This is a genomic window from Ottowia thiooxydans DSM 14619 (assembly GCF_000422885.1).
GTDB classification, from domain to species: Bacteria; Pseudomonadota; Gammaproteobacteria; order Burkholderiales; family Burkholderiaceae_C; genus Ottowia; species Ottowia thiooxydans.
Window position 1 is genome coordinate 32,865 of record NZ_AUGX01000035.1, and the last position, 16,439, is coordinate 49,303.

Here is a 16,439-nt window from a genome sequence, read left to right on the forward strand (position 1 = left end):
TTCGGCGAAAAAACCTTTGAAGAAAAGATAGCAGTATGCCCATGATCTATTGCGAGGAACGCTCGTATTGCTGAACTTGCTGCAGAAAGTAAGGCGCAGCCGAGGCTGCGAAAGAGCCAGTCAGGTGCTGAGAATCCCGGAATACGACCACCTTCCCCTGGATGGCTTGGCACCGTCCCCCTGGGCACACGAAGTTACTGGTGCCTATCCAGAAGGTTTTGAGCGCTGGTTCGTCGGTTACGGCCTTCAGCAGAGTGGCGACATGGGCATACGCGGTGTCGTTTGAAGTTCCCTGACAGGCGTGTTCGTCGATCGCTTGAGGTTGGTACTTGCTCAAGCAGCTAGGTCCATGGAAGCCCAACCTGGGATTGGCTTCAATCAAATATATCGCTTTGGTGGCCGGAGCCAGGCTTTTTAAAAACCGGCGTGTTCCATCAGTCCATTGCTTATCCGTGAATCCATTGGAAGCCGCGCTACCCACGAAAAGGCGATCTACTTTCTGGCTTTGCATCCATTCGACGGCCTTGTGACGCCATTCGGAGCACTCGGTGTACTCTCTCCCGATGCGTTGGTAGAAGAAGGGCTCGTCCACCATAGGGCATGAAGATTTAGTAAGGACGATGATTTTCCATTGCTCTGGGTCGTGCATCTCAGTCAATGTGGGAAACCATTGCGCCCCGATGCTGTCGCCTAGAAGTACCGCAGTTTTTGGCGCGTCATTTTTTCCGTATACGCACGGTTTAAGCTCTGCGCTCTGGTACCAGTCGTCGCAATTGTGCTGATAGATGACGGGGATGTCTGCCGCAGCTTTTGCGTAGACATCATTTTTGGTGCTGGCCAACAACTTTTCCGTATGGGTGTTCCATCGGAGCAACTGCGAATTGAGAATGACCATGGCAAACAGCGCAAGTGCAATTTGCCATTTGTTTTGAATTCGCGCTGAGCGCCCATATCGAACAGGATTTTCGACTAGATGATGGGTCAATATGGCTGCCAACAACGACACCCCGATAGCCAGCACCGTGTTGCGGATGTCGCCTTTGATAGGCAGCAGGTATTCACCGATGATGAGGATGGGCCAGTGCCACAGGTACCAGGCGTACGAGATCCTCCCGATGGCCTGCATTGGCGGCAGTGCAAGAAAGGCTCCGGGCAGTGCGGTTCGCGGACCTGTTTGAGTTGTTTGGCCAGTGCCCGCTAAAAGCAAGGCGCTGGCTCCTAGGGTAGGGAGCAGTGCCAGCAGCCCAGGGTAGGCTGTGTCAGGCTTGATCACCACCAAAGCGGCGAACAATAGAGCAGCGCCACTCCAACTCAGCAAAGTGGTCTGGGGCGGGCGGGAGGCCTGCTGGCGCGAAAGCATCCAAACCAGTGCGCCTGCAGCAAACTGCCAAGCCCGAGTGGGCATCATGTAGAAGCCAAGCACGGGGTAGGTGTACGAGGCCATGAGGCTGGCTGCCAAGGAAACGATGGCAACTCCTGTGAACAGGCGCACCTGCCCTCTTAGATTTGCGCCTTTTGCCAGCCGGGCTGCCACGAGAATAAGTAGTGGCCAGACGAGGTAGAACTGCTCTTCCACGCCCAAGGACCAAGTGTGCAGAAATGCGTTGCTACTGGTTTCTGAAGCGAAGTAATCCACGTCGGCAAACGCGAAATAGATATTGCTGACCCATAGCGTGGCCATGGCTGCGGCTTCGCTGTGAGCCAGGTTCTGCGCTTCAGGAAGCAGCTTGCACGCTAACGCGCTGCTGACGACCAGCATAGTTGCCAAGGCGGGAAACAACCTCCTCAGCCGGTTTGCGTAGAACCGCGCCAGGGCAATTTTTCCGGTACTTTCCTGCTCGTGAACCAGAATGCTGGTGATCAGGTAGCCCGAAATGACAAAGAAAATATCTACGCCAATGAAACCTGCGGACATGCCCGGAATGGCGAAATGAGCGCCGATCACCAGCAGGACTGCAATGGCCCGCAGCCCTTCAATATCCGGGCGAAAAGATGGAGCCGGATAGGATGAGTCTGGCCGCGCCTGAATGTCAGGCAGCGACGACATTGCTGTGTTCGCCTTTCAAGCGTCCGCGAGTGTCGACGATCAGCGAGGCATGGTTTTGCACCAGCGCATAATCAAACCCATCGTGATCAGTTGCCAGTACTACGCAGTCATAACTCGGGAGTGTTTGGGCGTTCAGCGGCACTGACTGCAAGTCGAAGTGGTAATCGCGCTTGCGCGGAAACACCGGTACGTGGGGGTCGCTGTATTCGATGTGAGCGCCCTTGGTCTGGAGCAGGTCCATGATTTCCACTGCGGGCGATTCGCGTGTGTCGTCAATGTTCTTTTTATAGGCCAGCCCCAGCACAAGAATGCGGCTACCTTTGACGGCCTTGCCCCGGTCATTGAGTGCGTCTGCCACTTTGCCTACCACCCAGTGCGGCATGTAGTGGTTGATTTCTCCCGCCAGTTCGATGAAACGGGTGTTCACGCCGTATTCCCGGGCTTTCCAGGTGAGGTAGAACGGATCAATGGGGATGCAATGTCCGCCAAGGCCTGGGCCGGGCTTGTAGGCTACAAAGCCGAAGGGCTTGGTGGCTGCAGCCTCTATGACTTCATGGATGTTGATGCCCATTTTGTCGGCCACGATCTTCATCTCGTTGACCAGGCCGATGTTCACGCTGCGGTGAATGTTCTCCAGCAGCTTGGTCATTTCTGCCGCGCGGGTACTGCTGACGGGCACCATCGTTTGTATGGCGTGCTGGTACAGAGCTGACCCTAAAGCGAGGCAACTCGGGGTGCTACCGCCTATGACCTTGGGGATGTCCTTGGTGCCGTAGTGTGGATTGCCGGGATCTTCGCGTTCAGGGGAGAACACCAGGGCGCAGTTTTCGCCAGGGTTCAGGCCGCGCTGGCGAAGGCGGGGGGCTAACACTTCATCTGTGGTGCCTGGCCAGGTGGTGCTTTCCAGGCTCACGATCTGGCCTGCACGCATATGGGGAAGCGCGGCCTCGATGGTATTGACGATGAAGCTCAGATCCGGTTCGCGGTGGGCGTTCAGCGGCGTGGGCACGCAGATAATGAGGGCGTCTGCCTCGACTGTGCGGGCGAAATCTGTGGTGGCTTCGAAGCCTTGCTGAGCGGCGGCCTGTATGTACTCTGGTGTCAGGCGCTCTATGTAGCTTTGCCCGGCATTGAGCATTTCCACCTTGCGCTGATCAATATCGAAGCCAATGACTTTCAAGCCCACTTCAGCAAAGCGCAGGGCCAGTGGCAGGCCTACGTAGCCCAGGCCGTAGATGCCCACGATGGCTTGTCCGCTGGAGATGCGTGCCTGCAGAGTGGCAAGGGTGTCGGTCGTTGCGATGTCAGCAGGCATAGGTGAGAAGAAGGATTAGGGCGCGCGTGAATGCAGGCCTGCAGGGCTTCCCACCGGCTATTCGCTAATGTAGCCTCGGGACTTGGTATTTTGTTACCTTTAGGCAGCTTCGACGAAGCGTCCTGTGCACTTTGCTTGAAATGTGCTGCCTGATGTTGCCTTTGACTAACTCACTCCTTCCATTCAAGGCACGAGCTATGTGTCTGCTTGGGGGGTGACTGGTGTGGCGAGGTGTCTCTTTCGATCAGACTCGCCATCAGAACGGCTTGATATAGATCTGACGAATGTGCCGGCGGTGGTTCAGTTAATGGAAGGATGAGCGTGGCCTTCCGAACAGGGTGTGCTCATTTCCCCACCGCTTTGGCCCATCGACGAATCGTTGCGCGTAGTGTTCGTTGTCTCTTTTCGTCTAATGGCATCGCCGAAACTTCCTTGAGGACAGATTCAAGGTTCACATAACCGTGCTCGATCAGTCCAGTGCAAAAATCGCGATCTTTTTCTCGTCCTGCGGCCGCTTTGGCGAGGAACAAGTCAAGAATGTCGAGGCAGTAGCCAATACGATCTCGGGTGTTGCTGTTTTGGATGCGGTGCAGGCGTTGCATCCAGCCGGATGGGAGTAGGGCGGTTTCGGGGCCGACGCCTTGCGCGTAGTAGCCAAACGTCTGATGAAACTGCGAACCCTCGCCAATGGCTCCTTCAATCTTGTCTGCTAATTGAGGTGCTTCGAGAGGGTAAATATCGGCTTCCATGGAGACAGTAAACACCTGCTCTGGCTTGGGTATAGAGCCGAGTATTGCCTGACTTCCAACGATGACGAATTCGTACTGATCCGTGATGTCCGCGCTGGCGCGAATGATGTGTTCCAACTCCTCTAGCGTCATGATGTCTCGTTGCCGGCGCCACCGCTGATATCAATGCCGTTCTTTAGCTCGCTTACTTGCAGCAGGATCTGCTGGCGCACTGCGTCGGGAAGAATAGTGACGAGAGGCGATGATTGCCGCAATTGTTGGGCGCGCCTAGTGGGCCCCAGTACCTTGCGCCAAGCGCCTGTCTTAAGTATGTTTTCCCATTCGTGCCATAAGATGGCAGATCGAGAGTCTCCCTGTGCCAGCCAGCGTTGAAGGGTCTCTTGTGCTTGATTCACCAGCCCGGGCGAAATTTTGGCCAATCGCACGGCTTCCTCGTGGAGGGCCAGGCTTTGCAGATCCTGAAGCTGGTGCGTGGCCTGGCTCGCGGTGACATGGATTTGCACGATGGGTGGCGCGCGGCGAGATAGCGCTGCGGCGGAGCCTGCAGGCGCCGGTTGAAAAGTGTCGCCGGCCAGAAGCGCCAGATCGCCGCTAATGCCCAATACCGACATGACGCGCACATAGTTGCCCATGGATGGCGAGGGATCACCGTTCTCAATGGCACGCAAAGTGTTGCGGGTGATTCCGGCGCGTGCTGCCACCTCCACAGTTCCCAGTGCTTGAGCTTTGCGAAGCCTTTTAAGGCGATCACCCAACTGGAGCAGTAATTGCCGTTGAAGTACGAGATTGCGATCGACAGTGATCATTTGGGCATTATTTTAACCAAAACACCCGGTAATGTTTTAAATAATGCTCAGTTTTATGAGCCGTGTTACGAGACAGGACTCATCGGTGATCGTAGCCCTGGGGGTTGGCTGCTTGCCAGCGCCAGGTATCAGCGCACATATCGCGCAAGCTGCGCGTGGCACGCCAGTGCAACAACTTTTGTGCCTGAGATGGGTCGGCGTAGTAGGCGGGTACATCTCCCGGCCGGCGGGGCACGATTTCGTAGGGCACCGGGCGGCCGCTGGCGGTTTCAAATGTTTTAACGACATCTAAAACAGAGCATCCCTGGCCTGTTCCCAAGTTGAGGGTGAGCAGCTCACCCTGGGGGTGAGACGCCAGATACTTCAGCGTGGCTACATGGCCTTCGGCCAGGTCCATCACATGGATGTAATCGCGCACGCCGGTACCGTCATGCGTGGGGTAGTCGTCGCCGAAGATCGAAAGCTTGGGGCGGGCGCCGCAGGCTACTTGACTGACGAACGGCATCAGGTTGTTGGGGGTGCCGCTGGGGTTCTCACCAATTCGGCCGCTGGAGTGAGCCCCTACCGGGTTGAAGTAGCGAAGGCGGGCAATTCGCCACTCGGGCTGAGCAGCATGCAGATCGGCCAAGCACCGCTCCACTGTCCATTTGCTGGTGGCGTAAGGGCTATGGGTGATGCCGCACGGAGCTGTTTCCTTCAGCGGAAGGTGTTCGGGCGCGGGGTCTCCGTAGACGGTGGCGGAAGATGAAAACACCAGCGTGCTGACGTTGGCGCGCTGCATGGCTTGCAGCAGCGTAAAGGTGCCCGCTACGTTGTTGTCGTAGTAAAGCATGGGCTTGGCAACAGACTCGCCCACGGCTTTAAGCCCCGCAAAATGAATAACGGCATCTATGCGTGGCCCGGAAAACACCGTTTCAAGGGCTTCGGCATCCCGGACATCTGCCTCTATGACCCGGATGCTGCGGCCCGTAAGTGACTGAACGCGTTGCAATGCCTCGGGAGAGCTGTTGCAAAAATTGTCAATGACGGTGACATCCATGCCGCTTTCCAGCAGGCTTAGGCAAGTGTGCGAGCCGATGTAGCCAGCTCCGCCAGTAACGAGCACGTGCATTGATGTGTCCTACGAAGCGTCTCTCATCACCGCCTCAATCTCCACTGGATCCACCGGCACCCCGCGCGTGATCAATTCGCAGCCGCCTTCGTTCACGATGGCGTCGTCCTCGATCCGGATGCCAATGTTCCAGAACTCCTTGGGCACGCCTGGGCCAGGCCGCACGTAGATTCCCGGCTCTATGGTGAGCACCATGCCTGGGCGCAGGATGCGGCTGGGGCGGTCTTTGATGGTTTCGCCTGAAAGGGGGTCTTTGCGCTCGCTGACCTGGCCGACCTCTGTGGGCTCTACATAGCTGCCGCAGTCATGCACGTCCATCCCCAGCCAGTGGCCAGTGCGGTGCATGTAATAGGCAAAGTACGCGCGGTGGGCGATGGCGTCTTCAACGGTGCCGTGCTGGTCTTTGTTCAGCAGCCCCAAATCAAACATGCCCTGCGTCAGTACTTTGACGGTGGCTTCATGGGGATCGGTGAATCGGGCGCCTGGACGAGTGGCTGCCACGGCGGCGTCCTGGCTGGCCAGCACCAGGTCGTACAGGGCCCGCTGCGGGCCGCTGAACTTGCCGTTGGCGGGGAAGGTGCGGGTGATGTCACTAGCGTAGCCGTCGAGTTCGCAGCCGGCGTCTATCAGTACCAGCTCGCCATCATGGATGGGCGCGGCGTCTGCCCGGTAGTGCAGAACGCAGGCATTGGCGCCGGCGGCGACGATGCTGCCATAGGCGGGACATTGCGAGCCATGCAGGCGGAACTCGTGCAGGAGTTCGGCGTCGAGGTGGTATTCACGCACGTCCTGACCCGCACGGAGCATGGCGGCTGAGCGCTGCATGGCGCGGATATGGGCGCCGGCGCTGATCTGGGAGGCGCGGCGCATGATGTCTTGCTCGTGCGCATCCTTGAAAAGGCGCATCTCATCAAGAATGGCGCAGGCATCGCGCTGAACACCAGGGGCCAGAGCGCCGTAACGGACGCGCGAACGCACTTTTTGCAACCATCCATCGATGCGGGTTTCAAGCCCGGCGTGGATGGCAAAGGGAAACCATACGGTGGCTTTGTTTTCCAGCAGCTTGGGGAGCTGCTGGTCCAGCTCGGCCACAGAGTACGCCGCATCTACGCCCAGCGTGGCCGGTGCTGCTTCCGGGCCTAGGCGAATGCCATCCCAGATCTCGCGTTCCAGGTCTTTCGGCTGGCAGAACAAGGTGCTGCGGCCATCACCGGTGACCACCAGCCATGCCTCTGGCTCAGTAAAGCCCGTCAGGTAGTAGGAATAGCTGTCATGGCGATAGAGGAAGTCGGTATCGCGATTGCGCGCTTGGGCCGGTGCGGTGGGAATGATGGCAATGGCATCCGACCCGCCTAGGCGGGTCATTTCGGCGGCGAAGCGGGCACGGCGTTGAGCGTAGGGTGTCATTTGGGTACTTATTGTTCAAATTGAGCGTTGAGCTGGGCCAGTCTTTCGGGAGTGCCTACGTCAGTCCAGGGGCCGCGGTAGAGCTCGGCGCTGACGTGACCAGCTTGGATGGCGCTGCGCAGCAGGGGAGCGAGCGGAGCGGCGGTGCCTTGGGGGTTGCCGGTGAGGATGGTGCACCACGGCGGCTCAAAAAGCTGGCGTCGGTACAGGGCAATGGCGCTGAAGGTGTGAAGCTCACCGCCGGCAGGCGCCTCATTGAGTGCCAGGCCGGCGGGGTCTATGGCGAAATCGCCTTTGGCCTTGTGGGAAGGATTGGGAACCAACCAGAGGTGGGCCAGCTTGCCGCTGATGGAAAAGCGCTCCGCGGTTTCGCGGGCGAAGGTGAATTCAGGGGTGAACACATCACCTGCGATGGCCCAGAACACGTCGTTTTCGTGCGATGCCAGCAAGGGCAGGGCCCTTGCAATGCCGCCAGCGGTTTCGAGGGCGTAGCCAAAGTCGCGCTCTTCCGCTGAGTAGCGGAGGGTGGCGCGGTCTGAATCCAGCCTTGCCAAGGAGCCGAAGCGCTCTTCAATCTGTTCGCCCAGCCAGGCGGTATTGATGACGATATCCGTCAGGCCAGCCCGCAGGAGGGCTTCCAGGGGCCATTGCATCAATGGCTTGCCGCCCACTTCGAGCAGTGGCTTGGGGGTGTGGTCTGTGAGCGGCCTCATGCGCTCGCCGCGGCCTGCGGCGAGGATCATGGCGCGCACCGTGGGGACGGGTGGTGTGCCGAGTCTCATAAGGGCTCTCTCCCTGCTTGGTGGCGCTTTTTGCCTTCATTTCTACCTGTCCCCAGAAGGACAAGATAAGGTGAAAATCCAGGGCAAAGCGCGGGCATGGCGACACTGTATTACGGATTGACCGGAGGTGCGGTTGCCGCGGCCGGTAAAATCGGGAAGAAGGCACGCTCGTGTCGCGAGTGTTTCGCCACTTCTTGTCCGCTATTCCCCCGGAGTTTATTCGCATGGCAAATGCATCTCTCATGGCCAACGCCATCCGCGCCCTGGCCATGGACGCCGTTCAACAAGCCAACTCCGGGCATCCCGGCGCCCCCATGGGCATGGCAGATATGGCCGTCGCCCTTTGGGGTCGGCATCTCAAGCACAACCCGACCAACCCGCAGTGGATGGATCGTGATCGCTTCGTGCTCTCCAATGGGCATGCCTCGATGCTGCTCTACGCGCTGCTGCACCTCACGGGCTACGAGCTGCCGCTGGAGGAATTGAAGAATTTCCGCAAGTTGCACAGCAAGACGGCTGGCCACCCTGAGCATGGCATCACCCCCGGCGTGGAGACCACCACCGGCCCGCTCGGGCAAGGGATTGCCAATGCAGTGGGCATGGCGCTGGCAGAAAAACTGTTGGCGGCGGAATTCAACCGCGACCGCCATACCCTGGTTGACCACCACACTTACGCATTCATCGGCGATGGCTGCCTGATGGAAGGCATCAGCCACGAAGCGTGCGCCTTGGCGGGCGCCTGGAAGCTGAATAAGCTGGTCGTGTTGTATGACGACAACGGCATCAGCATCGATGGCAAGGTAGCGCCCTGGTTCGTGGATAACACGGCTGAGCGCTTTCGCGCCTACCAGTGGAACGTGATTGGCCCGGTTAACGGCCATGACGTGCAAGCCCTGGATGCCGCCATTGCCAAAGCCAAAAGAAATACAGACAAGCCCACGCTGATCATTTGCAAAACCAGCATCGGCAAAGGCTCACCTAACCGCCAGGACACTGCCAAGGCCCACGGAGAGCCCCTGGGTGCGAGTGAAATCGCGTTGACGCGGGAGTCGCTCGGCTGGCCTTACGGCCCGTTCGAGATTCCGGCAGAGGTTTACAGCGATTGGGACGCCAAGGCCGCTGGCGCTCAAAACGAGGCTGAGTGGGATGCCCGCATGGCTGCTTACGCCGAGGCGTATCCTCGCCTGGCGGCTGATTTCAAACGCCGTATGGCCGGCGAATTGCCTAAGGATTTTGCGCAGGTGGCGGTGGATGCCGCTATTGAGGCGCATAAGAAGTCTGAAACGGTTGCCAGCCGCAAGGCCAGCCAGATTGCACTGGAAGCCTTCACTGCGGCGCTGCCGGAGCTGATCGGCGGTAGTGCGGATCTCACAGGCTCCAACCTGACCAACACTGCCTCCACTACGCCGTTGCGCTTTGCGAACAATGGCAGCGTGGTGCTGCCAGAAGCACCTGCTGCGGAAACCACCGGGGGCGCGGCTGCACCGGCCATTGGTGCGCGCTTTCACATCAATTACGGTGTGCGCGAATTCGGCATGGCTGCAATCATGAACGGTTTGGCGCTGCACGGTGGCTACATTCCCTACGGTGGCACCTTCCTGACCTTCAGCGATTACAGCCGCAATGCCCTGCGCATGGCCGCGCTGATGAAGCAACGCGTGGTGCATGTGTTCACCCACGACAGCATTGGTTTGGGCGAAGACGGCCCCACGCACCAAAGCATTGAACACGCCGCCAGCTTGCGCCTGATCCCGGGCCTGGATGTCTGGCGGCCAGCGGACACGGCTGAAACCGCTATTGCCTGGGCTGTGGCGCTGGAAAACCGCGATCGCCCGTCTGCGCTGCTGCTTAGCCGTCAAAACCTGCCTTATGCGCCCAAACGTGATTTAGGTGACATCAGCCGCGGCGCCTATGTGCTGAGCGAGCCCGCGGATGTGGGGCTGAAGAAAAAGCCTCAGGCCGTGCTGATTGCCACCGGCTCGGAAGTTCAGCTCGCGCTCAAGGCGCAGCAGCTTCTGGCGGCGCGGAAAATTGCGGTGCGCGTGGTGTCCATGCCAAGCACCAATGCGTTTGATCGCCAGAGCCTGGCATACAAAAAATCGGTTTTGCCTGCTGCTCTGCCCCGCGTTGCGGTGGAAATGGGTGTGACGGACGGCTGGTGGAAGTATGGCTGCGCTGCGGTGGTCGGCATTGATCGCTACGGCGAATCTGCTCCGGCTCCTGAATTGTTCGAATATTTTGGCTTCACGCCTGAGAATGTGGCGGATACGGTGCGGGCTGTGTTGCGCCGCTGAATTAGAACTCCCTCTCCCGCTTGCGGGAGAGGGCAGGGGCGGCCGGCTGCGGCGTGAGGGGGAGCGGCGTATGCAGGTGGCGCTGCCTGCCCTCACCGGTTGGCCGGCCCCGCCCAACCCTCTCCCAGGGGGAGAGGGAGTAAGACAAAGCTCGCCCTTTCCTGAGAGAGAGGGGTATGAAAAATCGGCCCTTTTCCTTAGGAATGGGCAGTGAGACGAATCCCACCCTTTCCCTGAGGGAAAGGTAGTAAGACCAGTTAACTAGCAAAGAGGAAAATCAATGACCATCAAGATCGGCATCAACGGCTTCGGCCGCATCGGGCGCATGGTGTTTCGTGCTGCGGTGAAAAACTTCTCTGACATCGAGGTCGTGGGCATCAACGATCTGTTGGAGCCAGACTACCTTGCCTACATGCTGCAATATGACAGCGTGCATGGCCGCTTTGATGGCGAAATCAAGGTGGAAGGCAATACCCTGGTCGTTAACGGCAAGAAAATCCGCCTCACAGCCGAAAGAGATCCATCTGCTCTGAAATGGGCAGAAGTGGGTGCCGATATCGTCATTGAATCCACAGGTCTTTTCCTGACCAAGGAAACCGCACAAAAACACATTGATGCCGGTGCCAAAAAGGTCATCATGTCTGCTCCTTCCAAGGACGACACCCCCATGTTTGTGCATGGTGTCAACTGCGCCAAATACGCAGGCGAGCCCATCATCAGCAATGCCAGCTGCACCACCAACTGCCTGGCGCCTCTCGCCAAGGTACTCCATGACAAATGGGGCATCAAGCGTGGTCTGATGACTACAGTTCACGCGGCCACTGCCACGCAAAAAACCGTGGATGGTCCTAGCAACAAGGATTGGCGCGGCGGCCGCGGCATTCTGGAAAACATCATTCCTTCGAGCACCGGCGCGGCCAAGGCGGTGGGCGTGGTATTGCCTGACTTGAAGGGCAAGCTCACCGGCATGTCATTCCGCGTGCCTACCTCTGATGTCTCGGTGGTGGATCTGACTGTAGAGTTGGAAAAACCCGCTACTTACGCCGAAATCTGCGCCGAATTGAAGGCTCAGAGCGAAGGCAAAATGAAGGGTATCCTCGGTTACACCGAAGATAAAGTGGTCGCAACCGACTTCCGCGGCGATGCTCGCAGCTCCATTTTTGATGCTGAAGCCAGCATCGCTTTGGACTCCACCTTCGTCAAGCTGGTGAGCTGGTACGACAACGAATGGGGTTACTCCAACCGCTGTCTCGACATGGTGCGCGTGGTTAGCAAGAAGTAATCAGGCAAGGGGCGCTGGCACGGACTGTTGCCTTAGATGCAATCTGGTCCAAGCGATTCAAGGCGCCCCTTCACAAGCCAGCCGCATTGAGCCAGGCGGCGGCGCAGCCCGGATTGCCGCCACAAGCGGCGTCCAGGCTTTCTATAGGTTCGTCTGCAAACAACACCTGCACTGGTTTGTCAGACAGAGGCTTCCATGGCGTTTGCGTCATGAGCCACTTGCCCACGAATTCAGACACCGTTGCGCGGGCAGCTTCGCGCTGCTGGGCGAGCATGGGCATGCTTGCGGCCTTTCGTGTGAGCGCTGCGGTGATGGTTTTTTCCAGCGCGGCCATTTCGCCCGGTCCTGTAAAGAGCGACCAGAGACCACGAGACTCTTTTTCCATACGACCGGTGTCTATAGCCACTGGCTGACTCGGTTGGATGCGCGGCGCGATCACGCGAACACTGCCATCAGGCTGCACGCGCACTTTCCATTCGGGGGCCAGATCGACGTGGTAACGGTAGTGCGCGGGAACACGGATGCGCGAAAAAGTGCTGCCCACCGCCACACCCAAGACGCTGTGGTCTCGCGAGACTTCAAAGCTCTCCAATTGGCGGATTTCCGCCACTTCCAGCCGGCCGCCGGGCGTGCGCAGAACCACGGTTTCTCCGGCAGTCAGCGGCATGCTTGAAGGCGCAGGCGAAGCCCGCCAAACAAGCCACGCAAGCAGCATGGCATTGATCAACAGGGCGACTAGCAACCAGGTGCGTCGGCGTGCAGTGGTTGTAGGGGTTTCAGGCATTAGTGAGACATAGATCGTAAACAGGCGCTTATGGGCATGGGAGCATCTTATGATGCTAGTTCCATGCCGGCTATCCATATCACCGACCTCGAATCCGCCATCAATTTCTGGCGTTCACGCCGGCCTGCGTGCGCCAACATGGCTTTGGCGCCAGAAGCAGCGGCATTGGCGGAGGTTTACGCGTTGGTGGTTTTCCACAGGCAAGAAGAGATCGAGGCTGACGCCATGTCTGCTGACGCCCGAGCGGCGTGGCTGGCCTGGTATGCCACAACACCTGACACGCCTTGCATTGCCATTTGTTCTACCAGTCAGGGAGATGCGGTTTGCAAGGGCTGTGGCCGTACTGAGCAAGAAGTGCAGGAATGGCTGGGCTTCAGTCCGTACGAGAAACGCATCGTTTGGCGTCGTATTACCAAAACGGCTACGGCTCTGCGATTCAACCGTTACGCTGACCGGGTGCGAGTTGCTTCAGAGGTTTAGAACACGGCGTCATTGACGCAGTTGTCATGCATTCAATGCGGAGGTTCTACTTCGATTAATTGCACGAATATAAAAGAAAACTATGGAATTCATTTCAACGATTGAGTTACCTAGTATTTACCCGGACTTGTCAAATTCACGATCCGATGATTTAATTCGCGGTTAACCGAAGGGGAGTAGCTCCCCGCCGCGCGTGACCTTAGCGCGCGGCATCGATGGGTCGTCAATACGAAATGCGGGGTTTCCCTTGCTTTCCGGCCCGTCGGACAGCCGCCGAACCACGAGCAATGGCTGTTGAGCAAGACCTTCGATCAAAATCCGCCTGCAGGCGAGAAAATTGGTCGAGGTCTATTCCGCTCTATGAAGACGCGTGGCATCATGCCCGTGTCATCTCTGATGTCGAATGTCCTTGCCGCTTTTTTGTGCGCAGGTGAAAACGCGTGTCGATCTTAATCATTGGAGTTTTTTGTTCATGGAACTTTTTTCTGCCCCCTGGTGGTCCGCACTGCTGGCGATCATCCTGATTGACCTTGTGCTGGCTGGTGACAATGCCATCGTTATTGCGCTGGCTGCCCGTAGTTTGCCCAAGCATTTACAGAAAAAAGCCATCATTTGGGGCACCGTAGGTGCCATCGCAGTACGTACTCTGATGACCTTGGTCGTCGTCTGGTTGCTCAAGATTCCTGGCCTGATGGTCATCGGCGGCCTGGGCCTGCTCTGGATCGCTTACAAGCTGATTGCTGATCAAGGGGGCGAGGAGGGTGAACACGGTCCTGGGGCCAGTACCTTCATGGGCGCCATGAAGACCATTGTGGTGGCTGATGCACTCATGGGTATCGACAACGTGCTGGGTGTGGCCGGAGCGGCCAAGGGCGCGATGGATCTGGTGGTGATCGGTTTGCTGATCAGTGTACCGATCGTGGTGTTTGGCTCCACTATGGTGCTCAAACTGGTTGATCGTTTCCCAATCATCATCTACATCGGCGCAGGTGTGTTGGCCTATACAGCCGCCACGATGATCGTGAACGAACAGTTGCTCTCCACCTGGTTCGGTACTTCCGCAGCACCAATAACCTGGGCTCGTTGGACTGTGAGCATTGCGTGTGTGATTGGTGTGTTGGGTCTTGCTCGTTTGGTCACTTCACGGCGCGCCAAGCCCGCTGATCAGGCTCCACAGGCCTGATATCAACGCATCGCTGAGGTAAGCTTGCGCTATGAAACTTATTCTTAAATGGGTGCTTAGCGCTGCCGCGTTGCTGGCGGTGGCTTACCTGTACAGCGGTGTGACCGTGAACAGTTTCACTTCTGCGCTGATCGCGGCGGCAGTGATTGGCTTGCTGAACATGATCGTGCGGCCAGTTCTGGTGGTGTTGACACTGCCGGTGACGCTCATCACGCTCGGGCTGTTCCTGTTCGTCATCAATGCGTTGATGTTCTGGGCTGCTTCAGGCGTGTTGAATGGTTTTCACGTCACGGGGTTCGCTGCGGCTTTGATCGGTTCACTGATCTATTCAGCCCTGGGTGTATTGATTGACGCTGTTCTGGAGCGCGTATAGCGCTGACGGCTCAAGCATTCGCATAGAAAACGGCCCTGACGGGCCGTTTTTTTTGGGCCACTTCAGGTTTGAAATGTGCCGTTGACTCCTACGAACACGCCCTAGCGTTTGGCCTCGTCCTGCCTTTGCTGTGCGAGCGCCGCTTGTGTTTCCCTGAGTCGGGCATCAATGATGCTGGCCTCTATGAGGTCGGCATTGCCACCCGGGTTCTTGCGAGAGTAATCCTGGGCGGCGCGGAATCTGTCCACTGCGCCAGCCAGTTCACGCTGAGCTACCCGCGCTTCCCCCTCGGCCCGCAGTGCTCTTAACACTTGCTCCTGGGCGCCATATGCGGCGGCCAAGGCCTGCCATGCGCTGGCATCTCGTGGCCTGTCGCTGACCCATGGCTGAAGTGATGAAGCTGCCTCATTGGCCTGGCCGACTTGCGTCAATGCGGCGGCACGCAGCAACAGCTCCGGCCGGCCGGCCTGGCCCTTGCCATCTGGTGAGGCGGGTGGTTGCGAGCTGGCTGGTAGCAGCGTGAGCACGCGTGCGGCCTGGCCTGCCTGCAGGGCCAGTTCAGCTTGCAACAGCCGCGCCTGTCGGGCCGCAAACATGTCGCCGGCGACTGCCAACGCCAGTTGCGTTGCGAGTCCTTGTGCGCGCGGAAGATCGCGCAGTTGGGCGTGTGCGAGTGCGGCGGCGTAAAGAGAAGCTGCGCGTTTTGGCAAGGGTTGTGCGGCGAAGCCTGCCCCATCGGGTTCAGCGGCCCAAGCCCGCAGCACATCCACCCCAGGACGGCCCAGTACTCGGGAACGGGCGCCAATCAGCAGAGCCTGGAGATCAGCCGACACCGGCGCCGCAGGGTTTAACCCCTGGCTACGCTGGCGCTGCTGCATGTCTGCGATGCGCTGTGTGGTGAGTGGGTGACTGCGCAAATAGGGCCAGTCGCCGTTGTCTGAAAGGCGTGAGGCGCTTTGCAGTTTCTCAAACATGCCAGTGAAGCCCCGCGGCGCGAAACCGGCTTGTTCAAGTACGCCGTAGCCGATACGGTCGGCTTCACGCTCCATGTCACGCGAGTAGTTGAGTTGGGCCTGGATGATCGCTGCTTGCCCGCCCACCGCGAGGGCGGTTCCCGCCTGCGGGTTCTTGCTTGCAGCGAGCATGCCCACGATCATGGCGGCCATCATCAGCGGCGTTTGCCGTGATTGTTGGCTGATCATGCGGGCAATGTGTCGTTGCGTGATGTGGCTCATTTCGTGCGCCAGCACGGAGGCCAATTCATCTCGTGTGGACACCACGCCCACCAAGCCTAGATGAAGCCCGAAGTAACCCCCGGGCAGGGCAAAGGCATTGATGGAGCGGTCGCGCCCGAGCAGCACTTCCCAGGCGTAGCGCTCCTCCAACTCCTCTGGCAATTCGCCCCGAGCCCGCGCGCCTTTTAACAGCGCTTGCCAGATTCCATCCACATACTCACCCACTACGGGGTCGTCGATATAGTCCGGATCGCGGTAGAGATCGCGGATGATGGAATCGCCCAGCTTGCGCTCTTCCAAGGGCGTCATCATGCCGGCATCGCCCAACGAGGGCAGACCACGCTGAGCGAGAGGAGGGGCAGTGGTGCCAGGCGTTTGCGCGCGGGCTTGGGTCGTACCCAGTGCCATACCCAGTACCAGGGCAGCAGCAAAAACCGATGAATTCCTATGTTTCACGCCAACTCCAAGCTGTTCAGGGCATACGCATCCGGGAATGGCGAGCCTTTTGCATAAGTTTCTCTAATAAGGGCTCATTCGGAAATAACTTGCACATTTGATCCATCGGATTCGGGCGATCTGCGGCGTTGCAAA

Annotated in this window: 14 protein-coding genes; 5 read left to right on the forward strand and 9 right to left on the reverse strand. The window is 58.5% G+C overall.

Going from position 1 to position 16,439, the window contains the following annotated elements:
- Window positions 1-46: 46 nt before the first annotated feature.
- The 7 genes from G518_RS36230 to murU all read right to left on the reverse strand — a co-directional run bounded on the left by G518_RS36230 (window position 47) and on the right by murU (window position 8,217).
- A complete protein-coding gene (locus G518_RS36230) occupies window positions 47-2,047 on the reverse strand; it encodes an acyltransferase family protein (protein ID WP_051237198.1) in 2,001 nt (666 codons plus the stop codon).
- Complete coding sequence (locus G518_RS0121300) at window positions 2,031-3,362, reverse strand: nucleotide sugar dehydrogenase (RefSeq protein WP_051237199.1); 1,332 nt, start codon at window positions 3,360-3,362, stop codon at window positions 2,031-2,033. Before G518_RS0121300 ends, G518_RS36230 begins: the two co-directional genes overlap by 17 nt.
- 344 nt (window positions 3,363-3,706) lie before the next feature.
- A complete protein-coding gene (locus tag G518_RS0121305) occupies window positions 3,707-4,243 on the reverse strand; it encodes a DUF6036 family nucleotidyltransferase (protein ID WP_028604271.1) in 537 nt (178 codons plus the stop codon).
- Window positions 4,240-4,917, reverse strand: coding sequence for a helix-turn-helix transcriptional regulator (locus tag G518_RS0121310; RefSeq protein WP_028604272.1), 678 nt, complete (start codon window positions 4,915-4,917; stop codon window positions 4,240-4,242). The genes G518_RS0121305 and G518_RS0121310 overlap by 4 nt, the downstream gene beginning before the upstream one ends.
- A 79-nt stretch (window positions 4,918-4,996) precedes the next feature.
- Complete coding sequence (gene galE / locus G518_RS0121315) at window positions 4,997-6,028, reverse strand: UDP-glucose 4-epimerase GalE (protein ID WP_028604273.1); 1,032 nt, start codon at window positions 6,026-6,028, stop codon at window positions 4,997-4,999.
- A gap of 9 nt (window positions 6,029-6,037) precedes the next feature.
- Window positions 6,038-7,435, reverse strand: a complete 1,398-nt coding sequence (locus tag G518_RS0121320) for an aminopeptidase P N-terminal domain-containing protein (protein ID WP_036595547.1) — start codon at window positions 7,433-7,435, stop codon at window positions 6,038-6,040.
- An 8-nt stretch (window positions 7,436-7,443) separates the two neighbouring features.
- Window positions 7,444-8,217, reverse strand: coding sequence for an N-acetylmuramate alpha-1-phosphate uridylyltransferase MurU (murU, locus tag G518_RS0121325; protein ID WP_281170553.1), 774 nt, complete (start codon window positions 8,215-8,217; stop codon window positions 7,444-7,446).
- Between the two features lie 224 nt (window positions 8,218-8,441).
- On the opposite strand from murU, the gene tkt reads away from it, so the two are divergent.
- On the forward strand, window positions 8,442-10,511 hold the full coding sequence (tkt, locus tag G518_RS0121330; RefSeq protein WP_028604276.1) for a transketolase: 2,070 nt from the start codon (window positions 8,442-8,444) through the stop codon (window positions 10,509-10,511).
- A 280-nt stretch (window positions 10,512-10,791) separates the two neighbouring features.
- The gene (gene gap / locus G518_RS0121335; RefSeq protein WP_028604277.1) at window positions 10,792-11,793 is read left to right on the forward strand and encodes a type I glyceraldehyde-3-phosphate dehydrogenase; all 1,002 of its coding nucleotides are present in this window, start codon (window positions 10,792-10,794) and stop codon (window positions 11,791-11,793) included.
- 70 nt (window positions 11,794-11,863) lie between these two features.
- Here gap and G518_RS0121340 read toward each other — a convergent pair whose 3' ends face one another.
- Complete coding sequence (locus G518_RS0121340) at window positions 11,864-12,577, reverse strand: hypothetical protein (protein WP_028604278.1); 714 nt, start codon at window positions 12,575-12,577, stop codon at window positions 11,864-11,866.
- A gap of 63 nt (window positions 12,578-12,640) precedes the next feature.
- Between G518_RS0121340 and G518_RS0121345 the strand changes: the two genes are divergently transcribed.
- The 3 genes from G518_RS0121345 (at window position 12,641) to G518_RS0121355 (ending at window position 14,613) form a co-directional block, all read left to right on the forward strand.
- Window positions 12,641-13,057: a DUF3717 domain-containing protein gene (locus G518_RS0121345; protein ID WP_036595570.1), complete on the forward strand. Its 417-nt coding sequence runs from the start codon at window positions 12,641-12,643 to the stop codon at window positions 13,055-13,057.
- Between the two features lie 472 nt (window positions 13,058-13,529).
- Entirely contained in the window at window positions 13,530-14,240 is a 711-nt protein-coding gene (locus tag G518_RS36235; RefSeq protein WP_036595571.1) for a TerC family protein, read from the forward strand.
- A gap of 31 nt (window positions 14,241-14,271) precedes the next feature.
- Complete coding sequence (locus G518_RS0121355) at window positions 14,272-14,613, forward strand: phage holin family protein (protein WP_028604280.1); 342 nt, start codon at window positions 14,272-14,274, stop codon at window positions 14,611-14,613.
- Between the two features lie 101 nt (window positions 14,614-14,714).
- Here G518_RS0121355 and G518_RS36240 read toward each other — a convergent pair whose 3' ends face one another.
- Entirely contained in the window at window positions 14,715-16,256 is a 1,542-nt protein-coding gene (locus G518_RS36240; protein ID WP_051237201.1) for a M48 family metalloprotease, read from the reverse strand.
- Window positions 16,257-16,439: the final 183 nt, after the last annotated feature.